Origin of the sequence: Hydrogenophaga sp. BPS33 (assembly GCF_009859475.1) — a bacterium.
GTDB lineage: Bacteria > Pseudomonadota > Gammaproteobacteria > Burkholderiales > Burkholderiaceae_C > Hydrogenophaga.
This window is the reverse complement of sequence record NZ_CP044549.1, coordinates 3774711-3797494: the sequence shown is the minus strand read 5'-3', so window position 1 is coordinate 3797494 and position 22784 is coordinate 3774711. Positions and strand designations below refer to the sequence as shown.

Sequence of the window (22784 nt, the reverse complement as noted above, 5' to 3'; positions counted from 1 at the left end):
TCTCACTGGTGTCTCGCATGCTAATGGAGTTGCATGCGCAATCCAAGGAGGGGGGCCCGGTTTTTTCAAGCTTTGCGCAAGAGGAACACCGGTTTTTGTAGAGGAAAACAACACTTCCCCTCACGCAGGCGCTTCAGAGGGGCCTTCTCAGCCTCTCAGGCGGTCAGCCCCTTGTAGAGCATGTACGCCGCGAGCGAGTAGAGCAGGCAGGCGAACACCCGCTTGAGCGCTCGCACGGGCAGTGCGTGCGCGGCCTTCACGCCCAGCGGCGCCATCAGCACGCTCATGCTCGCGATGACCACCAGCGCGGGCAGATAGAGGTAGCCGAACGACCCTGTCGGCAGGTTCTGCAGGTTGCGGCCCGATATGACGTAGCCGATGGCATTGGCCAGCGCGATCGGAAAACCCAGCGCGGCGCTCGTGGCCACTGCGTTGTGAATGGTCACGTTGCACCAGGTCATGAAGGGCACGCTGACGAAGCCGCCGCCCGCGCCGACCAAGCCCGAGAGCATGCCGATGACGCCGCCGGCGCCCACGAGTCCCGTTGTGCGGGGCAGCGTGCGAGACGGCTTGGGTTTGCGGTCGATCAGCATCTGCGTGGCCGAGAAACCGACGAAGCCCGCGAAGACAAAAGCCAGCCAGGAGCCTTTGAGCAGGGCGAAGATGCCCAGGCTGGTGATGGCCGAGCCCAGCACGATGCCCGGTGCCAGGCCCTTGACGATGTCCCAGCGCACGGCACCGCGTTTGTGGTGCGCGCGAACGCTGGAGATGGACGTGAAGATGATGGTGGCCATGGACGTGGCGATGGCCATCTTGACCGCGAGGTCCGCCTCGACGCCTTGTTGCGCGAGGATGAAGGTGATGAAGGGCACCATCAACATGCCTCCACCGACGCCCAGCAAGCCTGCGAGAAAACCGGTGCCAAGGCCGAGCGCGGCCAACTCTGCGATCAACAGGGGATCAAGGGGCATGGGAGAAAAGGTGTCTGCAAGTGCCGCCGGACCGGCATCCTGAACCGGGGTTCAGGTGGGCAAGGGCAGCGTGGCTTCGGGTTCATCTGACGCGAGACGCTCGCACCAGCCACGCAATGTACCAAGCCCGGGCTCAATGAGCATTGGTTCAAGGAAATATAAAGCCCGGCGCGCACTGCAGACGGTTTGGATTGTAGGCGCTGCTCATGGTGCGGGCGCACCATCGGTCGATAAAGTTCGCGCGATGACGGGCGGCGCGCTCACCTGCCTCAGAGCAGGCGACCGTCTTTGTCCAGCGTCTGATCGAGGCGGCGCATCAAGTCTTCCACGCGGGCCTGGGTCTGCGGGTCCAGGGGCTCGGCATCGAAGCTGGCTTCGGCGAAGGCGCTGTTCTCGGCCTGCGCAAAAGACGATGCCTGAAAACTCTCGGCCTCTTTTTGCGAGAGCTCGAACGCGAGGTTGAGCGAGGCCAGCACCGCGATGCGGTCGCGCGCCTTGACCTTGCCCGCGTCGCGGATGCGGCACATGGCGGTGTCCACGCGTTCCACCGCGTCGAGCAGCGAGGCTTCGCCACCGGGTGGGCACGAGAGCAGGTAGCTCTGGCCCATGATCTGCACTTCGATCTGTTTGCTGCCGGGCTTGCTCATGGGAATACCTCCGTGCTGCGCACTGCGCTCATAAGTGAACCTTCGGCTCCGCCTGCGGTGCGGGCTTGCTTGGGGCGGCCCGGCGCAGCGCTCATGACCGCTCCTTGCGGGTTTCGTGGATGGCCTGCACCACGTCGGGTGGCAGGCGTTCGAGCAGCGCATCAATGCGCGCGCGCGCGGCCATCAACCGGGATTTGAGCGCATCGCGTTCGGCCTGCAGGGCCTGCACCTGATCGACCAGCAGGCTGTTGGTGCGTTGCAGTTCCTCGTGGCGCAGCAACAGCCGCTCCACGCGTTCGGTGATCTGGTCTAAGTGCTTGGGATCGGCCATGGTCGGGACTTGCTGTTGGGGCATTGTAGGGTTGCCCCGCAGCGCCGGCTTAGAATGCGCGCTGTTGGTGCTCGCGGTGTGGTTCACATGCCGCAGTTCAACGGGAAGCAGGAGGGCGCGACCATCGCTGGAACCGCCTAACCTGCGCTGCCCCCGCAACGGTAAGCAGACGAAGGTGCCCATGGCATCTTCAACTTTCATCCCGCAGCCACTGGATGACGCGAAGGCGTCGACCGGGAAGGCGATGGAGGTCGTTCTGCCAGCCCGGATACCGGCCAACAAGGTGGTGGTGCGTCTGTCCATGACAGCCGCACCACCGTGACGCCCAGGCACCGTCGGGGAAGACGGTGAGGGCTGTGTCGCTTGTTCTCTCATCATGAAAAACCGCAAACCGCGCGCCCCACTGGCCGCCATTTCGCTGGCCACGCTGGCGTGCCTGTGCACGTCCACCGTTCACGCCCAATCTGTCCCTGAAGCTTCCCTGGCCGAGACCGTGGTCACGGCCACACGGGTCGAAACCCGCACCGACGAGGTGCTCAGCGACGTCGTCCTGATCGACGCCGAGGTCATCGCGCAGTCCACGGCGCGCTCGCTGTCCGAGGTGCTGTCGCGCCGCGCCGGCCTGCAGATGTCGGCCAACGGCGGGCGCGGCAAGCAGTCGGGCCTGTTCGTGCGGGGCACCGAAACCCGCCACGTGCTGTTGCTGGTGGACGGCGTGCGTGTCGGCTCCAGCACCGCCGGCTCGGCCAGCTGGGACAACATCCCGCTGAGCGCGATCGACCGCATCGAGGTGCTCAAGGGACCGGCATCGGCGCTGTACGGCAGTGACGCGGTGGGTGGTGTGGTGCAGGTCTTCACCAAGCGCGGCGCCAAAGGTTTCCACCCGCAAGCCAGCGTGACGGTGGGCAGCTTCGGGCACCACGAAGTCACCGCCGGTTTCAGCGGCGGCAACGACAGCCTCACCTACAACCTGAGCGTCGGCTCGCTGCGCGAAGACGGCTTTTCGTCGACCAACCCGAACGTGGCCTTCGGCAACCACAACCCCGACAAGGACGGCTTCGACCAGGACAGCCTCTCCGCCTCCTTGCGCTGGAAGCTCGCGCCGGGCTGGACCACCGATCTCAACTTCACCCAAGCCAACGCCACCAGCCAGTTCGACCAGGGGCCGGGCACCTTCGACGTGCGCTCGGAGGCGGTGACCCGCGTGGCCGGCTGGGGCCTGACCCGGCAATGGTCGGCCGACTCGCGCACCCAGTTGCGCATCTCGCGCAGCGACGACAAGTCCGACAGCTTCGAGAACTCGGTCGTGCCCTCGGTGTTCAACACCACCCAGACGCAGATCACGCTGCAGCACGACTGGAACACCGCCATCGGCAATCTGCTCGTGGGGGCGGAGTCGATCAAGGAATCGGTGTCGGGCACGCAGGCCTATTCGGTGAACGCGCGCACGACCGATGCGGCCTTCGTCGGCCTCACCGGCCAGGCCGGCAAGCACCTCTGGCAGGCCAACCTGCGGCGCGACGAGAACTCGCAGTTCGGCGGCGCCACCACCGGCTTCGCCAGCTATGGGTACCAGCTCAATCCGAACTGGCGGCCGCACATCGCCTACGGCACCTCGTTCAAGGCGCCGTCGTTCAACACGCTGTACTACGTGTCCCCATTCTTCAACGGCAACCCGAGTACGCAACCCGAGCGCGGCAAGAACCGGGAAGCGGGCCTGACCTACACGCAGGGCGCGCACGAGGTCAAGCTCACGCGTTTTGACAACCGGGTGCGCGGCTTCATCACCCTGCAGCCGGCGGTGGCCAACGTGCCGCGTGTGCGCATCGAAGGTTGGTCGCTCACCTACACCGGCTCGGCTGGCGCGTGGAGCTGGACCACCAACCTGGAGCTGCTGGACGCGCGCAACCTGCAGAACAACCGCAAGCTGCAGCGCCGTGCCGACGAGGTGCTGTCCGCCAGCCTGGACCACAAGCTCGGCGCCTGGACCTGGGGCGCTTCCGTGCAGCTCGTGGCCGAGCGCTTCGACGATGCCGCCAACGCGCGGCGCCTGCCGGGCTTCGGCACGGTGGACCTGCACGCGCGTTATGCGCTGAACAAGGACTGGTCGCTGGCGCTGCGCCTGAACAACGCGGGCGACAAGTTCTACGAGACCGCGTACGGCTACAACCAGCCGGGCCGCGCGGCCTTCCTCACGCTGAACTGGGCGCCGCAGAAGTGACGCAGGCTTGCCCGGCCATTCTGGTGGCAGCCCCGGCCTCGGGCCAGGGCAAGACCACCGTGGCCGCGGCACTGACACGCCTGCACGCGCGCGCCGGCCGGCGGGTGCGGGCCTTCAAGTGCGGGCCGGACTTTCTCGACCCGCACTGGCTCGCGCTGGCCACCGGCCAGCCGGTGCACAACCTCGATCTCTGGATGACGGGCGAGGACGATGCCCGCGCGCGCCTGCATGCCGCCGCCGCCCAGTCCGATCTGATCGTGGTCGAAGGCGTGATGGGCCTGTTCGACGGCGAACCCAGCGCGGCCGACCTGGCGCAGCGCTTCGGTTTGCCGGTGCTCGCGGTGATCGACGCCTCGGCCATGGCCGGCACCTTCGGCGCGTTGGCCTTCGGCTTGCAGCATTACCGCACCGGACTGCGCTGGGCCGGTGTGCTGGCCAACCGCGTGGCCGGCGAGCGCCATGCGCAGATGCTGCAGGACGCGCTGGCCCAGGATCCGTCGGCGTGGCTGGGCGCCGTGCCGCGCGATGCGGCCTTCGCGCTGCCCGAACGCCATCTGGGGCTGACCGTGGCCGCCGAGTTGCCCGATGCCCTGGCCCGGCTCGACGCGGCCGCCGACGCGCTGGCCGCCACGGCGCTGGGTCAGATGGACGGCGCGGCGCTGGCCCGCTGGTCCGTGGGCTTCGAAGCGCCTCGCCAGGCGCAGGCCGTCGCGCCGCTGCTGCAGGGCCGGACCATCGCCATCGCGCGCGATGCGGCCTTCTGTTTCATCTACCCGGCCAACCTCGATGCGCTGTGCGCGCTCGGTGCCGAGCTGGTCTTCTTCTCGCCGTTGGCCAACGAGCCGCTGCCCGCTTGCGATGCGGCCTGGTTGCCCGGTGGTTATCCCGAACTGCACCTGGCCGCCTTGTCCGGCGCTCGCCGCACGCAAGAGAGCCTGCGCGCGCACGCCGGGGCCGGCCGGCCGGTGTGGGCCGAGTGCGGCGGCATGATGCCCTTGTTCGACCGCATCGTGGATGGCGAGGGTGCGGCACACGCCACTTGGGGCCTGCTGCCCGGCGAGGTGCGCATGCACAAGCGCCTTGCCGCGCTCGGCCCGCAGCAACTGGACCTGGCCCAAGGCAGCTTGCGCGGCCACACCTTTCACTATTCGCGCTGCGAGACCGCCTTGACCCCGGCGATGCACACCCAGGCCCTGCGTGGTGGCGTGCGCGGCCTGGGCGAGGCCGTGTACCGCGTGGGTTCGGTGCAAGCCAGCTACTTCCATGCCTGGTTTGCGTCCAGCCCCACCGCTGCCGCATCGCTGTTTCTGCCAGGAGATTCCGTGTGAATAAGCCTCTGGGTCCACAACGCATCGTCTGCCTCACCGAGGAGACCACCGAATGGCTCTACCTGCTCGGGCAGGAGCACCGCATCGTCGGCATCTCGGGCTACACCGTGCGCCCGCGCCGGGCGCGCGAGGAGAAGCCCAAGGTCAGCGCGTTCCTCAGCGCCAAGATCGACAAGATCCTGGCCTTGAAGCCCGACTGTGTGTTCGGCTTCTCCGATCTGCAGGCCGACATTGCGGCCTCGCTCATCCGTGCCGGCGTGCAGGTGACGGTGTTCAACCAGCGCAGCGTGGACGAGATTTTTTCCATGCTGTTCCAGGTCGCGGCCATTGTGGGCTGCGCGCAAGAAGGGCAGGCCTGGATCGACACCACGCGCGAGCGGCTCGACGGCATCCGTGCCTCCGTGGCCGCGTTGCAGGCCGCTGGCCGGCGCCGCCCGCGCGTGTTCTTCGAAGAATGGGACGAGCCGCACATCTCGGGCATCCGCTGGGTGTCCGAACTGCTGGGCATCGCCGGGGGCGACGACGTGTTTCCCGAACTCGCGGCCATGCCCATGGGCAAGGACCGCATCATCGCCGACGGCGCCGAGATCGTGCGGCGCAATCCCGACATCGTCATCGGCTCCTGGTGCGGCAAGCATTTCCGTGCCGAGAAGGTGGCGGCGCGCGAAGGCTGGCAAGCCGTGAATGCGGTGAAGACCGGCCAGTTGTTCGAGATCAAGTCGGCCGACATCCTGCAGCCCGGGCCGGCGTCGCTCACCGATGGTGTGGGCCAGATGCACCGCATCGTCACAAGCTGGATGAACGCGCATGGTTGACACGATCGCGCGCAGCGAATTCATTCTCGGCGGCCAGCGCAGCGGCAAGTCGCGCCGCGCGGAGCTGCTGGCGCGGCAATGGCTGGACGCCGCACCCCACCACCGCGCCGTGATGGTCGCCACCGGCCAGGCCTGGGACGAGGAAATGCGCGAGCGCATCGCGCGCCACCAGCGCGACCGCGCCGAGCGCGTGCCGGGCGTGGCCACGGTGGAAGAACCCTTGGCCCTGCCCGAGGCCCTGCGCGCGCACAGCGCGCCCGGCACGCTGGTGGTGGTGGACTGCCTCACGCTGTGGCTGACCAACCTGACCATGCCCGCCGAGGGCGTGGCCACGCTCGATGCGGCCGGGCCGACGCGCGCCTTGTGCGAGGCGATCGCCGCCGCGCCAGGGCCGGTGGTGCTGGTGGGCAACGAGATCGGCCTGGGCGTGATCCCCCTGGGGCGCGAGACGCGTGCCTTCGTCGATGCGCTCGGCGGTCTGAACCAGGCCGTGGCGGCCGCGTGCGAACGTGTGACCTTGATGGCCGCGGGTTTGGCTTTGACGTTGAAAGATGCGCATGCGTAACGCCTTCGCTCGCCGGCTGCGCCTTCTCCTTATCCTGCATGCGGGAACGGGGGCACCCTCACCCCAACCCTCTCCCGCAAAGCGGGAGAGGGAGCGGGCTTCCTCTCTGGCGGGGGTGTTTGGTGGCCTTGCCGGCGTGCGTGCATGGCTCCCTCTCCCGCTGGCGGGAGAGGGTGGGGGTGAGGGTTGTTGGCAAGAAGCCGCAGCACTTCTCGCGTGCCCCTCACCCCCACCCTCTCCCCAGAGGGGCGAGGGAGCAAGGCACCGCTCTCGCGGCAGGACAGCTTGGCGGTGGGGCGTCGTCGTGTCGCTGTTGACGTTCATGGGCACGCTGCAAGCTGCACCCCTCACCGTCACCGACGACCGAGGCATGGCAGTAACCCTGCCGGCATCGCCGCAACGCATCGTCTCGGTCTTGCCCTCGCTCACCGAAACCGTGTGCGAACTCGGCCAATGCCACCGCCTGGTGGGCGTGGACCGGTACTCCAACTACCCCGCCTCGGTGCGCCAACTGCCGCAGGTCGGTGGTGGCATCGACCCCAACATCGAAGCCATCGTCGCCTTGAAGCCCGACGTGGTGCTCATGGCCACCTCGTCGCGCGGCGTGCAGCGGCTCGAATCGCTGGGTGTGAAGGTGCTGGCCATGGAGCCCAAGGATTCGGCGGGTGCGCAGCGCGTCATGGGCAAGCTCGGCGAGCTGCTGGAGGTGCCCGACGCGCAGCGCATCTGGCGCGCCATCGACGCGGGCGTGTCGGCGGCGGCGCAGTCCCTGCCACCGGCAGCGCGCTCCCTGCGCGTGTATTACGAAGTGAGCGCCGGGGGCTACGCCGCCGGCACGGGTTCTTTCATCGGCGAGATGATGGCGCGCCTGGGTGTGCAGAACATCGTCGCGCCCTCACTCGGCCCGTTCCCGCGCGTCAACCCGGAGTACGTGGTGCGCGCCAACCCGGACCTGATCATGATCGGCTCGCGCAACGTGCAAGGGCTGGAGTTGCGACCCGGCTGGCGCGGCATGCGTGCCTTGCGCGAGCAGCGCGTGTGCGTGTTCACGGCGGATGAGTCCGACGTGTTGGTGCGCCCCGGGCCGCGCATGGCCGAGGCCGCGCGGTTGATGGCGCGCTGCATCACCGAGAAAGGCAAGAAATGAAACACCCCCTGCGCGCCTTCGGCGCTCCCCCCTGGAAGGGGGGCGGCACCTGGGGCCGGCGAAGCCGGACCCTCGGTGCCCCTGGGCTGGACTGTTTCATGCGTTGCGGGTTGTGCTTCGGCGCAGAGGAGCAACAGAGATGAGTGGCGCGCGCCACAGCCTCTGGCTAGGCACCGCCTTGCTGGTCGTGGCGGCTGCCGTGCTGCTGCTCGGCGTGGGCGTGGGCAGCACCGGCTTTGACAGCGTGCTGCACGCGCGCCACGACCCCGTGGCCTGGCAGATCCTCTGGGACATCCGCCTGCCGCGCACCCTCGGTGCCTGGGTGGCCGGTGCGCTGCTGGGGCTGGCCGGCGCGGTGGCGCAAGGCCTGTTCCGCAATCCGCTGGCCGATCCGTATCTGCTGGGCAGCGCTTCGGGTGCCGCGCTGGGCGTGGCAATCGCCCTGGCCTTGTTCGGCACCACGCCCTTCGCCACGCAATGGCTGGTGCGCCTGGGCCTGACCGGCGCCGCCTTCGCGGGCGCGGTGATCGGCGTGGTGCTCACGCTGGCGCTGGCCAAGGGCGTGCAGCACACGCTGCGCCTGCTGCTGGCCGGCGTCATCGTGGGCGTTGTACTGGGCGCGGGACGCGACCTGGTCACCATCGCCTCGCCCGACACCTTGCAGGCCATGCAGGGCTTCATGCTCGGCAGCACCGGCTTTGTCGGCTGGACCGCGTGCGGCGTGATGGCCGCCATGCTGTTGGCGGCCGTGTTGGTGGCGGCATCGTTGGGCCGCGTGCTCGACGGCCTGGCGCTGGGCGAGGCCACGGCCATCAGCCTGGGCCTGCCGCTGGGTGCGGTGCGCGCGGTGCTGGTGGCGGTGCTCGCGCTGGCCACCGGCGCGGCCGTGGCGCAGACCGGCCTGATCGCCTTCGTGGGCCTGGCCTCGCCGCACCTGGTGCGCTCGATCGTGAAGACCACGCACGGCCGCCTGATCGTGCTCAGTGCCTTCATGGGCGGCCTGTTGCTGATGGCGGCCGATGTGCTGGCGCGCTGGATCATCGCGCCGCAGGAACTGCCGGTGGGGGTGCTCACGGCCGTGCTCGGTGGCACCTATCTGTTGTGGTTGATGCACCGGCGCCGCCGGCCGGGAGGTGGTCTGTGAGCGCCGCGCTGCTCGCCGAAGGCATCGGCGTGGCGCTGGGTGGCGCGCCCGTGCTGCACGGCATCGACGTGGCGCTGCCCGCCGCGCGCTGGACCAGCATCGTCGGCCCCAACGGCGCGGGCAAGTCGACCTTGCTGAAAACCTTGGCCGGCCTGCTGCCCCACAGCGGCGGGGTGCAACTGTTTGAGCGGCCCCTGGCGCAATGGCGTGGCCGCGAACGCGCGCGCTGCCTGGCCTGGCTGGGGCAGGGCGAGCCGGGCGCGGACGACCTCAGCGTGTGGGACGTGGCCATGCTCGGCCGCCTGCCGCACCAGGCCTGGCTCGCGCCGCCTTCGGAAGTGGATCGCGCGGCGGTCGAACAGGCGCTGCGCGCCACCCAGGCCTGGGACTGGCGCGAACGGCCGCTGGGCGCGCTCTCGGGCGGTGAGCGCCAGCGCGTGTTGCTGGCCCGCCTGCTCGCGGTGCAGGCCGAGGTGATGTTGATGGACGAACCCCTGGCCAACCTGGACCCGCCGCACCAGGCCGACTGGCTGCTGCTGGTGCGCGAACTCGTGGCCCAGGGCAAGACCGTGGTGAGCGTGCTGCACGAAATCGGCATGGCACTGCACGCCGACCAGATGGTGGTGATGGCCCAGGGCCGCGTGTGCCACCAGGGCGGCTGCAACGACTCGGCCACGCACCAAGCCCTTGAACAGGTCTTTGACCACCGCATCGCGATCCATCCGCTGGGCGACCAGTGGGTCGCGCTGCCCCGTTGATTTTTGGAGTACGAAGATGGAAATCGAACAACCTCCCGTGCTGCGCGACACCCCCAAACCCCAGGGTGAACGGCGCGGCCTGGTGATCGTGCACACCGGCACCGGCAAGGGCAAGAGCACGGCTGCGTTCGGCCTGGCCTTGCGCGCGCATGGTCGCGGCAAGTCGGTGAAGGTGTACCAGTTCATGAAGGTGCCATCGGCGCGTTTCGGCGAGCACCGGCTGTTCGAGCAGTTGGGCATTCCGATCGAAGGTTTGGGCGATGGCTTCAGCTGGAAGAGCCGCGACCTGGACCACTCCGCCGAGCTCGCGCGCGAAGGCTGGGCCAAGGCCGAGGCCACCATCCGCTCGGGCGAACACTTCATGGTGGTGCTCGACGAAATCATGTACCCGCTGCGTTATGGCTGGGTGCCGCTGGACGCGGTGCTGGCGTGCCTGCGCGAGCGGCCGAGCCAGGTGCACGTGGTGCTCACCGGGCGCGGTGCGCCGGCCGAATTGATCGAACTGGCCGACACGGTGACCGAGATGGCGCTGGTGAAGCACCATTTCAAAGCAGGCGTTCCCGCTCAGCGAGGTATCGAGGACTGATGGGCTCGATGCTGCCCGTGCCCGCGTTGGCGATGCTGGGTCTGCTCGGCGGCATGGCGGCGCCCGCGCTCGCCCAGCACCGCATCGTCACCATGTCGCCCTCGCTCACCGAAGCCGTCTGCGCACTCGGCCACTGCGCCGAGCTGGTCGGCACCGACCGCTATTCGAGCGGGCCTGGCCACGTGGCCAGGCTACCCAAGCTCGGCGGCCTGCAGGACGCGCAGATCGAAGGCATCGTCGCGCTCAAGCCCGACATGGTCTTGCTCGGGCCGCGCAGCCGCGCGGGCGAGCGCCTGGCGCAACTCGGTGTGCCGGTGCAGGTGTTCGACGCGCGCACCCACGCCGATCTCCGGCGCATGCTGCTCGCGCTCGGCCACTCGCTCGGCGAACCGCTGCGCGCCCAGGAACTGGTGCAGCGCATCGAACGCGAGCTCGACGCCGCGGCGCGCCGCGTGCCGGCCGCGTTGCGCGGTCGCACCGTGTACATCGAGGTCGGCATCGGCCCCACCGCCGCGAGCGACCGCAGCTTCATCGGCGAAACCGTGGCCCGGCTGGGGCTGCAGAACATCGTGCTGAGCGGCGGCGAGGGCGCGCTATTCCCGCGCGTGAACCCCGAGATGGTGGTGCGCCGCGCGCCCGATCTGATCATCGGCCCGCAAACCACGCTCTCGACCGTGGCCGACCGCCCGGGTTGGGCCGGCATGCGCGCGCTGCGCCAACAGCAGGTCTGCCAGCTCGACGCCGAGCGCATGGACCTGCTCTCGCGCCCCGGCCCGCGCCTGGGAGAAGCTGCGCACATGCTGGTCGATTGCCTGCTCGCCCTGCCCACGAAACATTGACTTGGAGAACACCCCCATGCAAACCCGCAAGATCCCCGCCACCATCGTCACCGGCTTCCTCGGCGCTGGCAAGACCACGCTGCTGCGCCACCTGCTCACGAACGCGCAGGGCAAGCGCATCGCCGTCATCGTCAACGAGTTCGGCGAACTCGGCATCGACGGCGAACTGCTGCGCGGCTGTGGCATTGGCTGCGACGAGAACGGCGAAGAAAACGGCCAGCTCTACGAACTGGCCAACGGCTGCCTGTGCTGCACGGTGCAGGAAGAGTTCGCGCCGGTGATGGAGCAATTGGCCGCGCGGCGCGACCAGATCGACCACCTGGTCATCGAAACCTCGGGCCTCGCGCTGCCCAAGCCGCTGGTGCAAGCCTTCCAATGGCCCGCGCTGCGCAACGCCTTCACGGTGGACGCGGTCATCACCGTGGTGGACGCACCGGCCGTGGCCGCCGGCCGCTTCGCCGAAGACCCGGTGGCGGTGGACGCGCAACGCCGCGCCGACGAGAACCTGGACCACGAATCGCCGCTGGCCGAGTTGTTCGAAGACCAACTCGCCACCGCCGACCTGGTGATCGTGCACAAGACCGATGGCATGGAAGAAGCCGTGCTGGCCGAGGTGGAGAAAACCATCCGCGCCGAGACCCCCGCCGGTGTGAAGCTGGTGCGCGCGCAACACGGTCAGCTCGATCTGGGCGTGCTGCTTGGCATGGAGCGCGCGGTGGAAGACGCGATTCACCAGCGCAAGACCCACCACGACGAAGAAGAGGACCACGACCACGATGAGTTCGAATCGGTCTCGATCGCGCTTGACGTGGCCGACCGCCAGCGGCTGATCGACACGCTCGTGGCCTTGGTGCAGCGCCACGAGATCTACCGCGTTAAAGGCTTCGTCGCCTTGCCTGGCGCGGCCATGCGCCTGGTGGTGCAGGGCGTGGGCGCGCGCTTCGACAGCCACTTCGACCGGCCCTGGCGCGCCGACGAGGCGCGCGCCACGCGCCTGGTGTTGATCGGCGATCACCTCGATGCCGTGGCGTTGCAACAAGAAGTGCAGTCCGCGCTGCTCGCCGACACAGCGGCTGCCTGATGCACCTGCTCAACGCCCGCCCTGGAGGCCACGTCGAAGACGGCGGGCAGGGCATCGTGCGCGTCGAACAGACGCCGGGCGACATCGTGGTGCTGAGTGCGGCCGACACCACGCTCTCCTTGCTGGCCGCCGCCGCCGCCCACCTCGGCGAGGGCTTCCCCAGCGTGCGCCTGGCCAACCTGATGTGGTTGCGCCAGCCCGCGTCCACCGACATGTATGTGGACGACGTGCTGCGCCACGCGCGCGTGGTGGTCATCGACCACCTCGGCGCACCCAGCGACTGGGCCTACGTGGTGGAGCAGGTGGTCTCGCTCGCCGCCCGCAAAGGCCAATGGCTCGCGCTGTTCTCGGGCGACAACGTGCAGGACCCGCAGTTGATGCTTCGCAGCACGGCCGCGCCCGACGATTGCCACCGGCTCTGGCGCTGCCTGCGCGAAGGCGGGCGCGACAACGCCCGCTTGTTTTTCTCGCTCATCGGCCATGCGGCATTCGGCATCGGCGCGCGACCGCCGCCGCCCGCACCCCTGCCGCCGGTGTTGCCGTACGCACCCCAAGGCGCGGCCACGCCGTGGTCGCCCGAGGCGCCGGTGGCCTTGCTGGTGTTCTACCGTGCGCATCTGCAGTCGGGCAATACGGCCGTGTTCGATGCGGTGCTCGCCGCCCTGGCCGACGTCGGGCTCAACGCGTTCGCGGTGGCGATCGATTCCCTGAAAACACCGGCCAGCCTGACCGTGTTGCAGACCCTGGTGGCCGAGCACCGGGTAGGCGTGGTGCTCAATGCCACCAGCTTCGCCGTGGCGTCTATCGACGGCAGCGACGGTGCGGGCGAAGCGCTGCCCGAAGGCCTGTTCGGCGACGCACCCGTGCTGCAGCTCATCACCGCCGGTTGCGCGCGCGAGCAGTGGGACGCCGATCCGCACGGCCTGGCGCCGCGCGACCTCGCCATGCAAGTCGTGCTGCCCGAGGTGGACGGGCGCATCGGCACGCGCGCCATCAGCTTCAAGGGCCTGGCCTGGCGCTGCGAGCGCACCGAGGTCGACGTGGTGCGTTACCAACCCGAGCCAGAGCGCATCCGTTTCGTGGCCGAACTCGCGCGCCGCTGGTGCGCGCTGCGCGAGAAGCCCAATGCCAGCAAGCGCCTCGCGCTCATCCTCGCCAACTACCCGAACAACGATGCACGCCTGGCCAACGGCGTGGGGCTGGACACCCCGGCCTCCACCGTGCACATCCTGCAAGCCTTGTGCGAAGCCGGTTACGCCGTGGGCGACGTGCCCACCGACAGCGCCGATCTGATGGACGCGCTGGTGCAAGGCGTCACCAACGACCTCGATGCCAATCACCACCGGCCCGCGCACCAGAGCCTGTCCCTGGCCGACTACCTGGCCGATTTCGAAGCGCTCCCACTGGAGAGCCAGCAAGCGGTGAACGCGCTGTGGGGCGCGCCCGAACAAGACCCGATGCTGCGCAGTGGCCGCTTCATCGTGCCGGGCTTGCGCGTGGGCCAGGTCTTTGTCGGCGTCCAGCCCGCGCGCGGACGCGACCTGGACCTGGTGGCCACCTACCACGACGCCGACCTCGTGCCCACGCACGCCTACCTCGCCTTCTACTTCTGGCTGCGCCGCGTCCTCAAAGTGGACGCGGTGGTGCACGTGGGCAAACACGGCAACCTCGAATGGCTGCCCGGCAAAAGTGTGGCGCTGGGTGCGGCCTGCTGGCCCGACGCCATCCTGGGACCGCTGCCGCACCTCTATCCCTTCATCGTCAACGACCCCGGCGAGGGCAGCCAGGCCAAGCGCCGCACGCAGGCGGTGATCATCGACCACCTCATGCCCGCCATCACGCGCGCCGAAACCTACGGCCCGCTGCAGGAGCTCGAACGGCAGATGGACGAGTTCTACGAAGCACTCGCGCTCGACCCGCGCCGCGCCAAGCGGCTGCGCGAAGGCATCCTGGCGCAGGTGATCGAGCACCAGTTGCACCGCGAGCTCGGCTTCGAGCCGCCGGCCGACGACGCGCAGCGCGAACAACTGCTGAACAAACTGGACGCCTACCTGTGCGAGATCAAGGAGTCGCAGATCCGCGACGGCCTGCACATCTTCGGGCGCTCGCCGCAAGACCGACAACGCACCGACACGCTGGTGGCGCTGGCGCGCTTTCCCGGCGGCAGCGCAGTGGGGCAAGGCAGTCTGCTCACCGCGCTGGCGCACGATCTTGGGCTGGCGGGTTTCGATCCTTTGAACCCCACGTGGGCCGATGCCTGGAACGGTCCGCGCCCGGCCGCGCTGCAAGCGCAGAGCAGCGAGCCCTGGCGCCACGCCGGCCACACGCGCGAGCGGCTGGAGTTGCTGGCCATCGATACCGTGAAGAAATGTCTGGGCGAAGACGCTGCGCCGATCGACGCAAGCGCATGGCCGCAAACCGCGCAAGTGATGCAGCGCCTGCGCGGGGTGCTCGCGCCCCGGCTCGATGCCTGCGGCCCGAACGAAATCGCGCAACTGCTGCGCGGTCTTGCGGGCCGCTTCGTGCCCGCCGGTCCGAGCGGTGCGCCCTCGCGCGGCCGGCCCGACGTGCTGCCCACCGGGCGCAACTTCTATTCGGTGGACACGCGCGCCGTGCCCACGCCCACGGCCTATGCCATGGGTGCGCAGGCGGCCGAGCGCGTGGTCGAGCGCCATCTGCAGGACCACGGCAACTTCCCGCAGGCCGTGGGCCTGTCGGTGTGGGGCACCAGCACCATGCGCACCGGCGGTGAAGACATCGGCCAGGCTTTCGCGCTGCTCGGCGTGCGGCCCAAGTGGGCACCCGGCAGCCACCGCGTGGTGGACGTCGAGGTGCTGCCCATGGCGATCCGCCACCGCCCGCGCATCGACGTGACCCTGCGCGTCTCCGGCTTTTTCCGCGACGCCTTTCCCAACGTGATCGACCTGTTCGACACGGCGGTGCGCGCGGTCGCCGCGATCAGCGAAGACGACGAGCCCGACGAGGTGAACCCGATCCGAGTCCGCGTGCGGCGCGAGGCGGCCGAGGCGCTGGCGCGCGGGAGCACACCGGAAGAGGCGCAACGCCACGCCACCTGGCGTGTGTTCGGCCCGCGCCCGGGCGGCTACGGCGCTGGCTTGCAGGAACTGATCGACAGTGGCCGTTGGGCGCAGCAAGCCGACTTGGCGCAGGCCTATCTGCGCGCGGGCGCCTACGCCTACGGGCAGGACGGCCACGGCACGGCCGCGCGCGAAGCCTTCGAGCAGCGCCTGGCGCGCGTGGACGCGGTGCTGCACAACCAGGACAACCGCGAGCACGACATCCTCGACTCCGACGACTACTACCAGTTCCATGGCGGCATGGCCGCGGCCGTGCAGCAGCTCGCGGGCGCGCCCGCCGCGCTCTACCACGGCGACTTCAGCGTGCCCGGCGCGCCGCGCGTGCGCACCCTGGGCGAAGAAGTGGCGCGGGTGGTGCGTGCGCGCGCGGTCAACCCCAAATGGATCGAGGGCGTCAAATGCCATGGCTACAAGGGCGCGTTCGAGATCGCGGCCACGGTCGACTACCTGTTCGCCTTCGACGCCACCACCGGCGTGGTGGGCGACCACCAATACGCGCTGATGGCCGACGCCTACCTGCACGACGACGACACGCGCGGCTTCCTGCAACAGCACAACCCGCTGGCCATGCGCGGCATCGGTGAACGCCTGCTCGAAGCCATGCAGCGCGGGCTGTGGGCCGAGCCGGGCGAGCACCGCGAGCGCATCGAAGAACACCTGCTGACCCTGGAGCAGCACCTGGAGAACAGCCTGCCATGAACACCCCCATTCCCGAACTGCACGCCGTCTCGAACCCGGCGTTCCCCTTCACGGCCTTGGTAGGCCAAGCCCCGCTGCAACGCGCCTTGCTGCTGGCGGCCATCGACCCCGGCATGGGCGGCGTGCTCATCAGTGGCCCGCGCGGCACCGCCAAGTCGACCTCGGCGCGCGCACTGGCCGCGTTGTTGCCGCAAGCCCCTTTCGTCACGCTGCCGCTGGCCGCGAGCCTGGAGCAACTGGTGGGCACGCTGCACCTGGAAGACGTGCTGCGCGACGGCACGGTGCGCCTGGCCCCCGGCCTGGTGGCGCGCGCGCACGGCGGTGTGTTGTATGTCGACGAGGTCAACCTGCTGCCCGACGCGCTGGTGGATGCCTTGCTCGACGTGGCCGCCAGCGGCGTGAACACGGTGGAGCGCGACGGCCTCTCGCGCCAGCACGCCGCGCGCTTCGTGCTCGTGGGCACCATGAACCCGGAGGAGGGCGAACTGCGGCCCCAGTTGCTGGACCGCTTCGGCCTCTCGGTCGCGCTGGCCAACCCGCACGACACCGCGCAACGCCAGGCCATCGTGCGCGCACGGCTCGCGTTCGACGCCGACCCGCAAGCGCTCGCGGCGCAGCACGCTGTCGAACTGGCGGCGTTGGTGGCCCGCGTGGCCGCCGCGCGCACCGCACTCGCCCGCCTCGACTGGCCGGACGGCGTGGTGCAGCGCGCCGCGTCGCTCGCGCAGCAAGCCGGCGTCGATGGCGTGCGCGCCGATCTGGTGATGCTGCGCGCGGCGCGCGCGCTGGTGGCGCTGGAGCAGCGCGACACGGTGCGGGTGGACGACGTGGACGCGGTGGCCGAACTTGCGCTGGCGCACCGCCGTGCGCCCGAAATTGCGCCGCCTGCGGGCCGCGCCTCGCAGCCGCCACCGCGCTCCATGCCCCCTGCGGCAAGCGGGCAGGGCGGCGATGCGTCGAACGAAGCCACGCCCGAAGGCGACTGGGGCGCATTGCCACCGCTGCCGCAGGGCATGGTGCGCGTCAAGAACACGGGGGCATGGCCCCCAAAAAAAGCATGAGCCACCCCAGCCCGCGCGCGCCGGCCACGGCGAGCGGCCGCTGGCGGTGGCCATCCCCGAACCGTTCCCCCCGACCGGCCCTGGCCCGGCACGCAGCGCCTGCGGCGCGGGCCATGAGCGCCGGCATCGATTGGGTGCGCACCTTGATCGGCAAAGGCCCGCAACGCCTGGCCCCCGCGCACCTGCGCTACCAGCCACCGAACACGCGCGTGCCCCGCCTGCACCTGATCGCGCTCGACACCTCGGGCTCCATGCGCAGTGGCGCTCGCCTGGCGCATGCCAAGGGCTACGCGGCGCACCTGATCGAACAGGCCGCGCGCGCAGGCGACCACGTGGCGCTGCTGTGCTTCGGGGGCCGTGGGGTGGAGCTGTTGCTGCCGCCAGGACCGGCGCGCGCGGCGGGCACGGCGCGCGTGAAGCCGCTGGGTGGCGGCGGTGGCACGCCGTTGTCGGCGTGTCTCGCCGAAGCTGGTCGCTTGCTGCGCCAGGTCCAGCGCAAGAGCGGCACGGCGGGTGCGAACTGCCTGTGGCTGCTCACCGACGGCCGCACGCTCGAACAACCCGCCGCGCCCACGGCGGACCACACCGTGATCGTCGATTTCGACGACCCAATGAAACCCGTGGGCCGCTGCGCGGCCTGGGCCAAACGCTGGCATGCCGAGCACCGGCCGATCACTTGAATCCCATCTGCCGACCATGTCTTCATCTGCGTCCTCCTCACCGATCACCGAGATGATCGTTTGCACCACTTGCCGCCCACCGGGCGCGTCGCGCGGGTTGCCAGCGGCTGGCGCCTTGTTGTTCGACGCGGTGCAGGCGGCGCAACGCCAACATGGCGCTGCACCGTCGGTGCGCGTGCGCGGCATGGCCTGCCTGAGCAGTTGCGGGCGGGCCTGCTCGGTCGCCTTCCAGGCGCCCGGCAAACACACCTACCTCTTCGGCGATCTGGTGCCCGATGCCGAAACCGCCGAGCACCTGCTGGTTTGCGCCGGCCTGCATGCCGCCGCCAGCGACGGCAACCTGCCGCGCAACGAACGGCCGGCGCGCGTGCGCAGCGGCATCCTGGCGCGGCTGCCGCCGCCGGAGGTCGACCTTGCATGAGACGCCTTTTTGCGGTTGTCCTGCCATGGCATCAAAGGGCGTGACGCCATGGCTTCTTCTCTTCTTTCCACCTGCCTCAACTTCTTTTTTTGAATGGAGCAACACATGAACGGAACCACCACCTCGGCGTCCTCGAGCGCCTCGTCCGCCGCGCGCAGTCTGCTGCTGCAACTGGGCGCTGCCGCCGCACTCGCCTTCGTCGTGTTGTACGGCGTGGCCTTCGCGGAAAGCCCGGTGGTGCACAACGCGGCGCACGACGTGCGGCACGTCACTGTGAAGCCCTGTCATTGAGAGAACACCCCCCGCCGCGCTTCGCGCGACCCCCCTCAAGGGGGGCGGCGCCTACGGCTTGGCAAAGCCAGTTCCGTGGCACCTCTGGATGGGGCATTTCGCTCCGGCAAGTTTTTTTGGAGTTTGACCATGATTTTTCAACGACTGATCTGGGCCAGCCTCGTGGTGGCCCTGGCCGTGGGCATCGTGCAGACCGGCGTGCAGCGGCTGCAGGCCGTGCCCATCATCCTGGCCGCGGAGGTCTTCGAGGACCAGAAGATCGAAGCGCCTGCCGCTGAAGCCGCCGAACCCAAGGCGCACGCCGGGCACGACGGCCACGCGATGGCCGAGGAAGCCGAAGAATGGGCGCCAGCCGAGGGCTTCGATCGCACGGCCTGGACCTTCGTGGCCAATGTGCTGCACGCCTTCAGCATGGCGCTGCTGGTGTTCGCGGTGATGGGCGTGACCGTCTGGCGTGGCACCCGACTGCGCGCGTTGCCGCTCGCCCTTGTGACGGCCGCTGCCGGCTGGCTGGTGTTCTACCTGTGGCCCTCGATCGGCCTGCACGCCGAGATCCCCGGCATGGACGCCGCCCGCCTGGGCTCGCGCCAAGGCTGGTGGACGCTGGCGGCCGTGAGCGCGGCCGCAGCCTGCGCCATCGCGGCCGGCATGCGCAGCCACTTGCGCTGGATCATCGCCGCGGCACTGCTGGCGCTGCCTTTCGTGGTCGGCGCGCCGCATATCACGGCCGATCCGCTCGCCGGCTTCCAGGGCGAAGCGCAAGTGGTGCTGCGCGACCTGGGCACGCAGTTCGTCTGGGCCACCCGCTGGGTCTCGATCTCGTTCTGGGTGCTCATGGGCCTGGCCTGCGGCTGGGCGTTCCAGCGTTGGGTGCAACCCGCGCTGCAGGACACATTGGGATCGGTCGGCAAACTGCCAAAGACCGCCTGATGGAAGGCCGTCTGCCTGCCCGATCGGGGCAGGCAGAATGCGGCCTCCCAACGGAATCCAGGAGAGAAAACAATGACGACCACGATCGATACCCCGCCCTCCATCGGCACGGCACAACCCCTGAAGTTTGTCGCGCCGGCCAAGCCGGTGTCTGACGTGGGCACGAGCGCCTGGCGTGTGGAAGAGGTGCAGGCCCTGTTCGACCTGCCGTTCTCCGAGCTGCTGCACCGCGCGCAGACCGTGCACCGCGAGCAGTTCGACCCGGGCGAGGTGGAACTCGCCACGCTGCTGTCGGTGAAGACCGGCGGTTGCCCGGAGGACTGCGGCTATTGCCCGCAGTCGGTGCATTTCGACACCGGCCTGACCGCCGGCAAGCTCATGGGCGTGGACGCGGTGCGCGAAGCCGCGCAGCGCGCCAGGCAGGCAGGGGCCACGCGCTTCTGCATGGGCGCTGCCTGGCGCGCACCGAAGGACCGCGACGTGGACGCCGTGGCCGAACTGGTGCGTATCGTGAAGGCCGAAGGCCTGGAGGCTTGCGCCACGCTGGGCATGCTGGGCGAAGGCCATGCCGAAATCCTGCGCGACGCCGGGCTGGACTACTACAACCACAACCTGGACAGCGCGCCCGATTTCTACTGCGAGATCATCACCACGCGCGACTACCAGGACCGCCTGGACACCCTGGCGCGCGTGCGCGGCGCGGGTGTGAAGGTGTGCTGCGGCGGCATCGTGGGCATGGGCGAATCGCGCCTGCAGCGCGCCGCGCTCGTGGCCCAGCTGGCCAACCTCGCGCCCGACTACCCCGAGTCGGTGCCGATCAACCACCTGGTGAAAGTGCAGGGCCCGCCGCTGGCCGACCAGCCCGACCTGGACCCGCTGGAATTCGTGCGCACCATTGCCGTGGCGCGCATCACCATGCCCCGCGCGCGGGTGCGCCTGTCGGCCGGGCGCCAGCAGATGAGCGAAGCCGTGCAGGCGCTGTGCTTCCTGGCCGGCGCGAACTCCATCTTCTACGGCGAGAAGCTGCTGACCACCGGCAACCCCGATGTGGCGGCCGACATGGGCTTGCTGAACAAACTCGGCTTGCGGCCCCGGCACGTCTCGGCGGACTGAATGTCGCTCAACGACACCTGGCGCCAGCGCAGCCTAGCTGCCGTGTGGCACCCCTGCACGCAGATGAAACTGCACGCGCCCGAAGGAGCCCGTGTGCCGCTGGTGCCGATCGCGCGCGCCGAAGGTGTCTGGCTGCACGACCACGAGGGCCGGCGCTACCTCGACGCGATCAGTTCCTGGTGGGTCAACCTGTTCGGCCACAACCATCCGGCCATTCGCGATGCGCTGAAAGACCAGCTCGACCAGTTGGACCACGTCATGCTTGCCGGCTTCACCCACGCGCCGGTGGTCGAGCTGTCCGAACGCCTGCACGCGCTCACCGGCCTGGGCCACGCGTTCTACGGCAGCGATGGCGCGAGCGCCACCGAGATCGCGCTCAAGATGAGCGCGCACCACTGGCGCAACGCGGGGCGCGCGCGCAAGCACCGCTTCGTCGGCGTGGCCGGTGGTTACCATGGTGAGACCGTGGGCGCGCTGGCCGTGACCGACATCGCGCTGTTCCGCGAAGCCTATGCGCCGTTGGTGCGCCTGGCCGATACCGCGCCCAGCCCCGATGCGCGCACCGCCGCGCCCGGCGAATCCGCCGCCGGCGTGGCCGAGCGAGCCGCCCAGGCCCTGGCCGCGTGGCTGGAAGCACACCACGAAGACACGGCGGCGCTGATCGTCGAACCCCTGATCCAATGCGCGGCCGGCATGGCGATGCACGACCCGCACTACCTGCGGCGCGCACGCGAGCTGTGCGACCAATACGAAGTGCACCTGGTGCTGGACGAAATCGCGGTCGGCTTCGGTCGCACCGGCACGCTGTTCGCGCACGAGCAGGCCGGCATCCGGCCCGACTTTCTCTGCCTATCCAAAGGCCTGACCGGTGGCACGCTGCCCTTGTCGGTGGTGCTCACCACCGACGCGGTCTACGCCGCGTTCTACGACGATCAGGTCGCGCGCGCTTTCCTGCATTCGCACAGCTACACCGGCAACCCGCTGGCCTGCCGCGCGGCGCTGGCCACGCTCGACCTGTTCGAGCAGACCGATGCGCTGCGGCGCAACGTGGCCACCGCCCACACCTTGGCCGCGTGCTTCGAACCGCTGTCGCAACACCCGCGCGTGCGGCACCCGCGCCGCCAGGGCATGGTGTTCGCGTGGGACATCGCTTGCAGCCTGCCGGACTTCGCGCGCCGCTACGCGCGCCATGCCCTGGACCAGGGCCTGGTGCTGCGGCCCATCGGCCACACGCTCTATGCCATGCCGCCGTACGTGATCGACGAGGAGGCGTGTGCCTTTCTTGCACGTGGCGCGCAGGCCGCCTTGCAGGCCACGCTGGCGCAAGAGGAACCGGGCCAGGCCACGGTGGAGGCGCTGCGCGATGGCGTTTGACGGCTGCTTCGTCACTGGCACCGACACCGGCGTGGGCAAGACGCTGATCAGCACGGCCTTGTTGCAAGCGCTGGCGCGGCGGCACCGCCGCGTGGTCGGCATGAAGCCCGTGGCGGCCGGTTTGATCGAGCATCAGGGCGCCTGGGTCAGCGAAGACGTGCTGGCCCTGCGCGCCGCGTCCACGGTGGCGGTGCCGCCGGAACTCGACAACCCGGTGGCCCTGGCCGAACCCATCGCGCCGCACCTCGCGGCCGCGCATGCGGGCCGCCACGTGGGCGTGACCGAACTGCTGGCCGCGCATCGCGCGCTGAAGGCGCAGGCCGACGTGGTGCTGGTCGAAGGCGCGGGTGGTTGGCGTGTGCCTTTGAACGGCACCGAGACGCTGGCCGATCTGGCGCGCGCTATCGGTGCGCCCGTGGTGCTGGTGGTCGGCTTGCGGCTGGGCTGCCTCAACCACGCGCTGCTCACGGCCGAAGCGATCCGCGCCGATGGGCTGGAACTCGCGGGCTGGGTGGCCAATGCCATTGATCCCGACATGCCCTGCCGCGAAGAGAACATTCACACGCTGCGCCGCTGGCTGCCCGCGCCCCTGCTGGGCCGCGTGCCGTACCAAACCCCCGCACCCGCTGCGGGCGAGATCGTGCTGGACCTGCCCGAGTCCTGGCAATAGAAAGAACATCACAC

The 22784-nt window shown here is 69.5% G+C and carries 22 protein-coding genes, 1 other RNA gene and 1 riboswitch; of the genes, 19 read left to right on the top strand and 4 right to left on the bottom strand.

The annotated features are described in order from the left end of the window. Positions 1-155 precede the first annotated feature (155 nt). The 4 genes from F9K07_RS17750 to F9K07_RS17735 all read right to left on the bottom strand — a co-directional run bounded on the left by F9K07_RS17750 (position 156) and on the right by F9K07_RS17735 (position 1949). Positions 156-971, bottom strand: a complete 816-nt coding sequence (locus F9K07_RS17750) for a sulfite exporter TauE/SafE family protein (protein ID WP_159594684.1) — start codon at positions 969-971, stop codon at positions 156-158. A gap of 7 nt (positions 972-978) precedes the next feature. Then, a non-coding RNA gene (ssrS, locus tag F9K07_RS17745) (6S RNA) lies at positions 979-1158 on the bottom strand. Between the two features lie 82 nt (positions 1159-1240). Continuing rightward, positions 1241-1618: a cell division protein ZapA gene (locus F9K07_RS17740; protein WP_159594683.1), complete on the bottom strand. Its 378-nt coding sequence runs from the start codon at positions 1616-1618 to the stop codon at positions 1241-1243. A 91-nt stretch (positions 1619-1709) separates the two neighbouring features. After that, the gene (locus tag F9K07_RS17735; RefSeq protein ID WP_159594682.1) at positions 1710-1949 is read right to left on the bottom strand and encodes a DUF904 domain-containing protein; all 240 of its coding nucleotides are present in this window, start codon (positions 1947-1949) and stop codon (positions 1710-1712) included. Between the two features lie 48 nt (positions 1950-1997). Next, positions 1998-2243, top strand: a riboswitch (cobalamin riboswitch). Between the two features lie 82 nt (positions 2244-2325). Here F9K07_RS17735 and F9K07_RS17730 point away from each other — a divergent pair. The 19 genes from F9K07_RS17730 to bioD all read left to right on the top strand — a co-directional run bounded on the left by F9K07_RS17730 (position 2326) and on the right by bioD (position 22770). Then, positions 2326-4170, top strand: coding sequence for a TonB-dependent receptor domain-containing protein (locus F9K07_RS17730; protein ID WP_159594681.1), 1845 nt, complete (start codon positions 2326-2328; stop codon positions 4168-4170). Continuing rightward, complete coding sequence (locus F9K07_RS17725) at positions 4167-5498, top strand: cobyrinate a,c-diamide synthase (RefSeq protein ID WP_236581318.1); 1332 nt, start codon at positions 4167-4169, stop codon at positions 5496-5498. Before F9K07_RS17730 ends, F9K07_RS17725 begins: the two co-directional genes overlap by 4 nt. Next, positions 5495-6313 (top strand): cobalamin-binding protein, encoded by an 819-nt coding sequence (locus F9K07_RS17720; protein ID WP_159594680.1) that lies wholly within the window; start codon positions 5495-5497, stop codon positions 6311-6313. Before F9K07_RS17725 ends, F9K07_RS17720 begins: the two co-directional genes overlap by 4 nt. Further along, positions 6306-6878 carry a bifunctional adenosylcobinamide kinase/adenosylcobinamide-phosphate guanylyltransferase gene (locus tag F9K07_RS17715; protein ID WP_159594679.1) on the top strand — a complete coding sequence of 191 codons (573 nt, stop codon included), beginning with the start codon at positions 6306-6308 and terminating at the stop codon, positions 6876-6878. The genes F9K07_RS17720 and F9K07_RS17715 overlap by 8 nt, the downstream gene beginning before the upstream one ends. Before the next feature lie 322 nt (positions 6879-7200). Continuing rightward, on the top strand, positions 7201-8025 hold the full coding sequence (locus F9K07_RS17710; RefSeq protein WP_159596986.1) for an ABC transporter substrate-binding protein: 825 nt from the start codon (positions 7201-7203) through the stop codon (positions 8023-8025). 139 nt (positions 8026-8164) lie between these two features. After that, positions 8165-9169: a FecCD family ABC transporter permease gene (locus F9K07_RS17705; RefSeq protein ID WP_159594678.1), complete on the top strand. Its 1005-nt coding sequence runs from the start codon at positions 8165-8167 to the stop codon at positions 9167-9169. Then, positions 9166-9927 carry an ABC transporter ATP-binding protein gene (locus tag F9K07_RS17700; RefSeq protein ID WP_159594677.1) on the top strand — a complete coding sequence of 254 codons (762 nt, stop codon included), beginning with the start codon at positions 9166-9168 and terminating at the stop codon, positions 9925-9927. Before F9K07_RS17705 ends, F9K07_RS17700 begins: the two co-directional genes overlap by 4 nt. Before the next feature lie 16 nt (positions 9928-9943). Continuing rightward, a complete protein-coding gene (cobO, locus tag F9K07_RS17695) occupies positions 9944-10513 on the top strand; it encodes a cob(I)yrinic acid a,c-diamide adenosyltransferase (RefSeq protein WP_159594676.1) in 570 nt (189 codons plus the stop codon). Beyond that, entirely contained in the window at positions 10513-11352 is an 840-nt protein-coding gene (locus F9K07_RS17690) for an ABC transporter substrate-binding protein (RefSeq protein ID WP_236581317.1), read from the top strand. The genes cobO and F9K07_RS17690 overlap by 1 nt, the downstream gene beginning before the upstream one ends. Positions 11353-11368: 16 nt before the next feature. After that, positions 11369-12433, top strand: coding sequence for a cobalamin biosynthesis protein CobW (gene cobW, locus F9K07_RS17685; RefSeq protein WP_159594675.1), 1065 nt, complete (start codon positions 11369-11371; stop codon positions 12431-12433). Further along, positions 12433-16230: a cobaltochelatase subunit CobN gene (gene cobN, locus F9K07_RS17680; protein WP_159594674.1), complete on the top strand. Its 3798-nt coding sequence runs from the start codon at positions 12433-12435 to the stop codon at positions 16228-16230. Before cobW ends, cobN begins: the two co-directional genes overlap by 1 nt. Beyond that, positions 16227-17291 carry an ATP-binding protein gene (locus F9K07_RS17675; RefSeq protein ID WP_159594673.1) on the top strand — a complete coding sequence of 355 codons (1065 nt, stop codon included), beginning with the start codon at positions 16227-16229 and terminating at the stop codon, positions 17289-17291. Before cobN ends, F9K07_RS17675 begins: the two co-directional genes overlap by 4 nt. Beyond that, positions 17288-17971, top strand: coding sequence for a vWA domain-containing protein (locus F9K07_RS17670; RefSeq protein WP_236581315.1), 684 nt, complete (start codon positions 17288-17290; stop codon positions 17969-17971). Before F9K07_RS17675 ends, F9K07_RS17670 begins: the two co-directional genes overlap by 4 nt. 16 nt (positions 17972-17987) lie before the next feature. Further along, on the top strand, positions 17988-18392 hold the full coding sequence (locus F9K07_RS17665) for a DUF1636 family protein (protein ID WP_159594671.1): 405 nt from the start codon (positions 17988-17990) through the stop codon (positions 18390-18392). Between the two features lie 105 nt (positions 18393-18497). After that, the gene (locus tag F9K07_RS17660; protein ID WP_159594670.1) at positions 18498-18683 is read left to right on the top strand and encodes a CbtB domain-containing protein; all 186 of its coding nucleotides are present in this window, start codon (positions 18498-18500) and stop codon (positions 18681-18683) included. Positions 18684-18812: 129 nt separating this feature from the next. Continuing rightward, the gene (locus F9K07_RS17655) at positions 18813-19613 is read left to right on the top strand and encodes a CbtA family protein (RefSeq protein WP_159594669.1); all 801 of its coding nucleotides are present in this window, start codon (positions 18813-18815) and stop codon (positions 19611-19613) included. 72 nt (positions 19614-19685) lie between these two features. After that, positions 19686-20726 carry a biotin synthase BioB gene (gene bioB / locus F9K07_RS17650; protein ID WP_159594668.1) on the top strand — a complete coding sequence of 347 codons (1041 nt, stop codon included), beginning with the start codon at positions 19686-19688 and terminating at the stop codon, positions 20724-20726. After that, on the top strand, positions 20727-22100 hold the full coding sequence (locus F9K07_RS17645; RefSeq protein WP_159594667.1) for an adenosylmethionine--8-amino-7-oxononanoate transaminase: 1374 nt from the start codon (positions 20727-20729) through the stop codon (positions 22098-22100). It begins immediately after the preceding gene. Then, positions 22090-22770 (top strand): dethiobiotin synthase, encoded by a 681-nt coding sequence (gene bioD, locus F9K07_RS17640; protein WP_159594666.1) that lies wholly within the window; start codon positions 22090-22092, stop codon positions 22768-22770. The genes F9K07_RS17645 and bioD overlap by 11 nt, the downstream gene beginning before the upstream one ends. The last annotated feature ends 14 nt before the right edge of the window (positions 22771-22784 follow it).